The sequence below is a fragment of the Candidatus Thiothrix phosphatis genome (genome assembly GCF_035668035.1).
GTDB classification, from domain to species: Bacteria; Pseudomonadota; Gammaproteobacteria; order Thiotrichales; family Thiotrichaceae; genus Thiothrix; species Thiothrix phosphatis.
Map to the genome: position 1 here is coordinate 1 of NZ_JAYMYJ010000156.1, position 5845 is coordinate 5845.

3 protein-coding genes are annotated in these 5845 nt (G+C 53.6%); all 3 read left to right on the forward strand.

Translation table 11 applies throughout. The annotated features are described in order from the left end of the window. Positions 1–230 precede the first annotated feature (230 nt). Positions 231–2789: an SdrD B-like domain-containing protein gene (locus tag VSS37_RS20505; protein WP_324698245.1), complete on the forward strand. Its 2559-nt coding sequence runs from the start codon at positions 231–233 to the stop codon at positions 2787–2789. 624 nt (positions 2790–3413) lie between these two features. Further along, positions 3414–4916 carry a DUF11 domain-containing protein gene (locus tag VSS37_RS20510; protein ID WP_324698246.1) on the forward strand — a complete coding sequence of 501 codons (1503 nt, stop codon included), beginning with the start codon at positions 3414–3416 and terminating at the stop codon, positions 4914–4916. A gap of 124 nt (positions 4917–5040) precedes the next feature. Beyond that, positions 5041–5845 (forward strand): GEVED domain-containing protein (locus tag VSS37_RS20515; RefSeq protein ID WP_324698247.1); only part of this gene is annotated, 805 nt, incomplete at its 3' end.

The following is a 5845-nucleotide window of genomic DNA, read 5'->3' on the forward strand; positions in this document are numbered from 1 at the left end:
ACGCAGTAACAGGTGAGTGGGATGTCGGTACAGTCGGGGTGGGGGCAGCGAATGCGGTTAGCCTAGGGATTACCGCGACAGTCCAATAACGGTTGAGTGGTGTTGTGAAATTTTTCTGAAATATTATGGATATATGGTGCCTTACATCATCTGTTGATTGATGCATGATACAAAATCATGATAAATTTGACGTAAATAAAGATTATATTTAGTAATGATGCGAGGGCTAAATGTATAAGAAGTCGACACTACAAGCATGGGGGCGATTCCTATGGGGAGGGGGGCTGGTTCTTGTCCCACAGCTTGTGCATGCTGACATATCGGGTAAGGCATTCCGTGATTTTAACGTCAATGGCGCATTCGACAATAGTGCGGCGTTCCATGAAGTTGGCGTGGCTGGCATTACGGTAAAAGCGTTTGACGCAGCAGGCGTGCAAGCGGCAACTGCGACTTCGATAGAAGATGGTTCCTATACGCTTGCTGGCTTGAACAGCGGCGCAGACTACCGGCTGGAGTTCAGCTGGTCAGAAAATTGGTTGAAGGAAGGCGCAGCTGGGGGGACATCGGTACAGTTCGTTAAGGATGGGTCTACGAATGCTAATTTAGCCTTAGGAAACCCTGCGCAGACAATTGCACCGGGTTCGGTGCCGCAAGTGGCTACCGCCGTTTATAGTGGAAGCATCCATTACGGTGATGAATTTGCATTGGTAAAGCTGCCAGAATCTTCCGGGTCTGTCAGTTCTACAGATTTGACCAGTTACATGAGTCCCGCCCCAACAGTGTTGGCAAAGGAAAATCAGGTCGGTTCAATCTGGGGTATGGCGCATGACCGTACTCGCCAGCGTTTATTGGCGGGGGCATTTGTTAAACGGTATGCGCGTTTGGCGGGTAACCCAACCACGATTTACAGTATTCCTGACAGCTCCGGCGCGCCCAGCGTTTGGGTTACGTTGGATGCCACCCGTGCAGACCCGCATGGGGCGTCACCGAACTGGAGCCAGGATTTTACCGTCATCTCCAGCGTCGGCAAGGATGGCCTGGGGGATGTGGATATCGCCGAAGATGGCAGTGAAGTTTACACCGTTGATTTGAAAACCCGCGAATTTGTGCGTATTCCGGTGAATACGGACGGGGACGCCGGTATGCCGGTCAAGGTCGCCTTGCCCACTTCATTGCCCAACTGTGCGGATAGCAACGATGTCCGCCCAATGGGTTTGGGGGTGCGGGATGGCAAAGTGTATGTCGGTCTGGTGTGTAGTGCCGAGTCAACGGTTTCTGGCTTGCCCATTGCGTCTTCCGGCGCACGTAAAGGGGATCCCAGCAAGCTACGGGGGTATGTGTATGTTTGGGATGGTGCCAATAGTTTTACTTCTGTGCTGGATTTTCCGCTGAATTATACGCGAGGATGCTTGAACAATGGCGGCATAGGGAACTGCTCCTCTGTTGGGAATGCAGCTTGGCAGGCGTGGACACTGGCCTATCCGTTCAGCGATCTTTCATCGACCTATGGTTACGGTTATCCACAGCCGATGATCGCGGATATTGACTTTACCAGTGATGGCGGCATGGTGCTGGGGTTGGCAGACCGTTTTGGACACATGGACGGTGCCTATGCGGTCGAACCGCCATCAGGCTCCTTTAGTGGCTCACAATTGACCATAGCAGGTGATGTACTGCGGGCATGCAAGGCCGGGTCTGCCTGGGTCATGGAAAAGCTGATTTCCGGCAATGCCGCTTGCAGCACTGCGGGCAAGGGGTATGACGCCAATCGTCAGAAGACGATTGATGAATACTACTTTGAAGATGATATGGGAACCATTGCCCCAGGCAATCACGCAGATATTGGCGAAGGTGGGGTAAGCATTATCCAGGGTAGCGATACGGTCATTGCCTCTGTCATGGATCCAGCGCGGAATGCGCCTGGGAATGATCCAGTGACCGGTCAGAATCCTTGGGAAAGCCAAGGCTTGCATTGGTATAACGATAAAACCGGCGCACTGGAGAAAAGCTATTTGCTGGTGGACAAAGGCCAACCGGGCGACCAGCCGTTATGGGGCAAGGGTAATGGTTTGGGTGACGTTGAAATGTTGTATCCACCCGCCCCTATTGAAATCGGCAACCGCGTTTGGCTCGACAGCGATGGCGATGGTATCCAGGATGCGGATGAAAGCGGCATTCCAAATGTGCCGGTGCAGCTGCTGTCAGGGGGAACCGTCCTGGCGACAGTGACGACTGCTGCGGATGGCAGCTACTATTTTTCCAACGCCAGTGGTGTGGACAGCGCCAGCGTCAAGTATGGCCTGAGCCAGTTACAGCCGAATACGGCCTATACGCTCCATTTTCCGGCAACGGTCACTGTGGGAGGAAAATCCCACAACTTGACGACGGCAAAAGCAGGCGGGAATAGCTTGATTGATTCGGATGCGGTGGCGTCAGGTGATGTTGCAGTGACGGCGGCTGACATCCCTATAGCGGGGGCGAACAATCACTCGTTTGACGTGGGCTACGCTGAATTGAAGGTTGATATGGCGCTGACCAAAACGGTTACCCCTTCTGCTGCAAAACGGGGGGAGACGGTGGTTTACACCTTGACGGTCACCAACACAGGAGGGAGCGTGGCGACCGGTGTGAAAGTGACGGACAAGCTTCCTGACACACTGACTTTCGTTTCTCATGATGGGGTCAGTCCGGGCGTGTATGATGCTATGACAGGCGAGTGGGATGTTGGTGCAGTCGAGATGGGTGCGGCTAATGCTGTAACTCTACACATCATGGCGACGCTCAATTAACGGCTAATTAAATAGGGAAGGCAATACAGCAGGCACGCATTTTTTGCTTGTGTGGAATGCAAAGATGTAATAAATTTAACTTTATTATAATTAATATTAATAATAATTCTGGGGTGGGGAAAATGCACGAAAAGATAACACCACAATCATGGGGGCGATCTCTGGGGAGTGGTGTCTTGGTTCCTGTTTCTCAACTTGTCCACGCTGACATATCTGCCAAACTGTTCCACGATTTTTATGGTGACTTCGCCATGGTTCTGAGTGCGCCGCTCAATGATCAGTCATTCTTTGCCCAAGGTTAATGTGATGTTAACCAATACGGTGAAGCCTGAGGCCATCAATCGTTGCAATAGGGCCCAGACCTTGGCAGTTATCAATACAAGGGCTAATACGGCGGCAGGTGTAAAAGTGGAGGGCAAGTTTCTCGAGGGTCTGGCTTTCGTCCGCCGATGGCGAGCCGGCCCTGATGGCATGGCCGCTTGTAATAGGCGCGCCGGAACGTCGGCATGGTCGAGACTGGGGCGGTTTGCCGTTACTTTCAAGATCACGGCAATAGTCAATCAATGACTACTAACAATGTTGAATGATGCATAACGAAAACCTGAAACAAAGAGAGCTAACAAAATGAAAACAACAACTAACGTCAAGGCATTGCTACTGACTTTTTGTGCTGTTGGTGTGCTGACCGCTGCTAATCAAACCTGGGCTGACTCCACAGTCACCAACTGTGCGCAGGTAACGGCGACAACGGAAACGGATGTGGACTCCCAGCCCAACAGCGTGGCCAGCCAGGCTGCCCTGCTGGCTGCGTTCACTGGCGGCACGTTGCAGGATGATGAGTCTTGCGCCCCATTGACTGTCCAGTCCATTTTTGACTTTGGTGACGCACCCGATAGCTATGGCACCAAGCTGGCAGGCAATGGTGCCCAGCATGAAATCATTCCAGGCCTGATGTTAGGCGCTACGGTTGACGACGAAGCTGATGGCCAAAGCGGTGTCAATGCTGATGGTGACGGCACCGATGAAGACGGCGTCACCGTTCCAACCCTGACCGATGGCCAGGCGGTAACCTTGCAAATTACAGCCACCAACACACTGGCTCAGGATGCCCACGTCGGTTGCTGGATTGACTACGACCACAACGGCACTTTCGATACGGCCGAATATGGTGGGGCAACTGTGCCTGCTGGCAGCAATGCCGCCTCCATCTCCGTCACCATGCCGAGCGCTCCGGCTGACGCCAGCACTGTCATGCCAGATGGCACCTACGCGCGCTGCCGCCTGAGCACGGACACTATGGACGCCTCCAAAGCTGTCGGCCTGATGAGCAATGGTGAGATCGAGGATTACAAAGTCACCTTCACGGCGGCTCCGGTATTCGACTTGGCGTTGAACAAGCGTCTGGCTACCGGCCAAGCCACCACCGCCAAACCGGATGAAGCTGTTGTGTTCACCATCGAAGTCATTAACCAAGGCACTGTGGATGCGACTGACGTGGCTGTTACAGATTACATCCCGACCGGCCTGGTATTGAACGACGCGGCCTGGACTGACAACGGCAATGGCACTGCAACGCTGAAAACGCCGATTGCCACGTTGGCGGCGGGCACAAGCACCACTGTGAACATTGCCTTCAAGGTTGCAACGGATGCAGTAAAAGGTGAAATCTCCAACGCGGCAGAAATCAGTTCTGCGAAAGACGGCACTGGCGCGGCTGCGACCGATAAGGACTCTACGCCAGACAACAACCCAGGCAATGAAACCGGCATCGTTGATGATGTCCTGGATAATTCCGGCAATGATGAGGACGACCATGACATCGCCAAAATGACCATTATGGTTGATCCGAAAGTTGACATCGAACTGGTCAAAACGGTAACCGACTCTGCTGGCGCGCCAGTCACGGCAGTCCGTCGCGGTGCTGATGTGGTATATGTCCTGACCGCCACCAACAAAGGCCCGGATGCTGCGACAGGCGTTGTCGTTAAGGATCAGCTGCCAGCAGGCTTGACGTATAAGAGCGATGATTCCGCAGGCGGTTATGATTCTGCAACCGGCGCTTGGACAGTGGGTGATATGGGCAATGGCGAAAGCAAAGTGTTGAAAATCACAGCTACTGTCAAATAAATAACCTGACTCTCTCAGTAAAGAGGGAAGTGGTCGGCGGTATCCTCGGGATACCGTCGGCTTCAGGACGGGAACCGGCGAGAGCGAGTGAATAATAACTATAATTTTTCCCCAAGGCATTACCATGAAAATAATAAAGATTCCTGTATACGTGTCGATAGTCGGGTTGCTGGCTACGTTACCTGCCGCGTATGCAAACGAAATCGTCACGAACTGTGCGCAGGTGACCGCGGAAAGCGCGGGTGAGACGGACTCAACGCCTAACAATATGGTGGGCATGAATCCGGTGGAAGACGATGAGTCCTGCGCCAAAGTGATGATTCCCCTTGATTACGGCGATGCGCCAGACCCTTCCTACCAGACACTGGATGCTGGTGGTGGGGCGCGTCACCAACTGGGAACAGATGTGTTCCTGGGAAAATGTGTGGATGCGGACAGCGGCCTGCTGCAAGGTCAGGCGACGGCTGACGATACTGATACAGGCTCGCCTTCCTATGGCGATTGCACTTCCGGCAATGATGAGGATGGCGTGACAGTTGGCGAATTGCGGGTCGGCACCAATGGGGCCACCGTGGAAGTCACTGCAAGTAAAGCCTGCAAACTCAATGCCTGGATTGACTGGAACATTGACGGCAGCTGGGGCGGAAGCGCCGAACAGGTGTTCATGAACCAGCAATTGAACGCAGGCTCCAATACCCTTTCTCTGGACGTGCCAAAATTTGCACTGGCGGGCGACACTTACGCCCGCTTCCGCTGTTCAACGGTCGGGAATGACGGCATTGGCGGGGAGGCCGCTGATGGTGAAGTCGAAGACTACAAGGTCAGCATCCTGGAGGCGATCCCAGTCAAACCTGTTTCCGTTGGCGACACCATCTGGGTCGATGCTGACCATAACGGCCAGCAGGATGCGGGCGAAACACCGCTGGCGG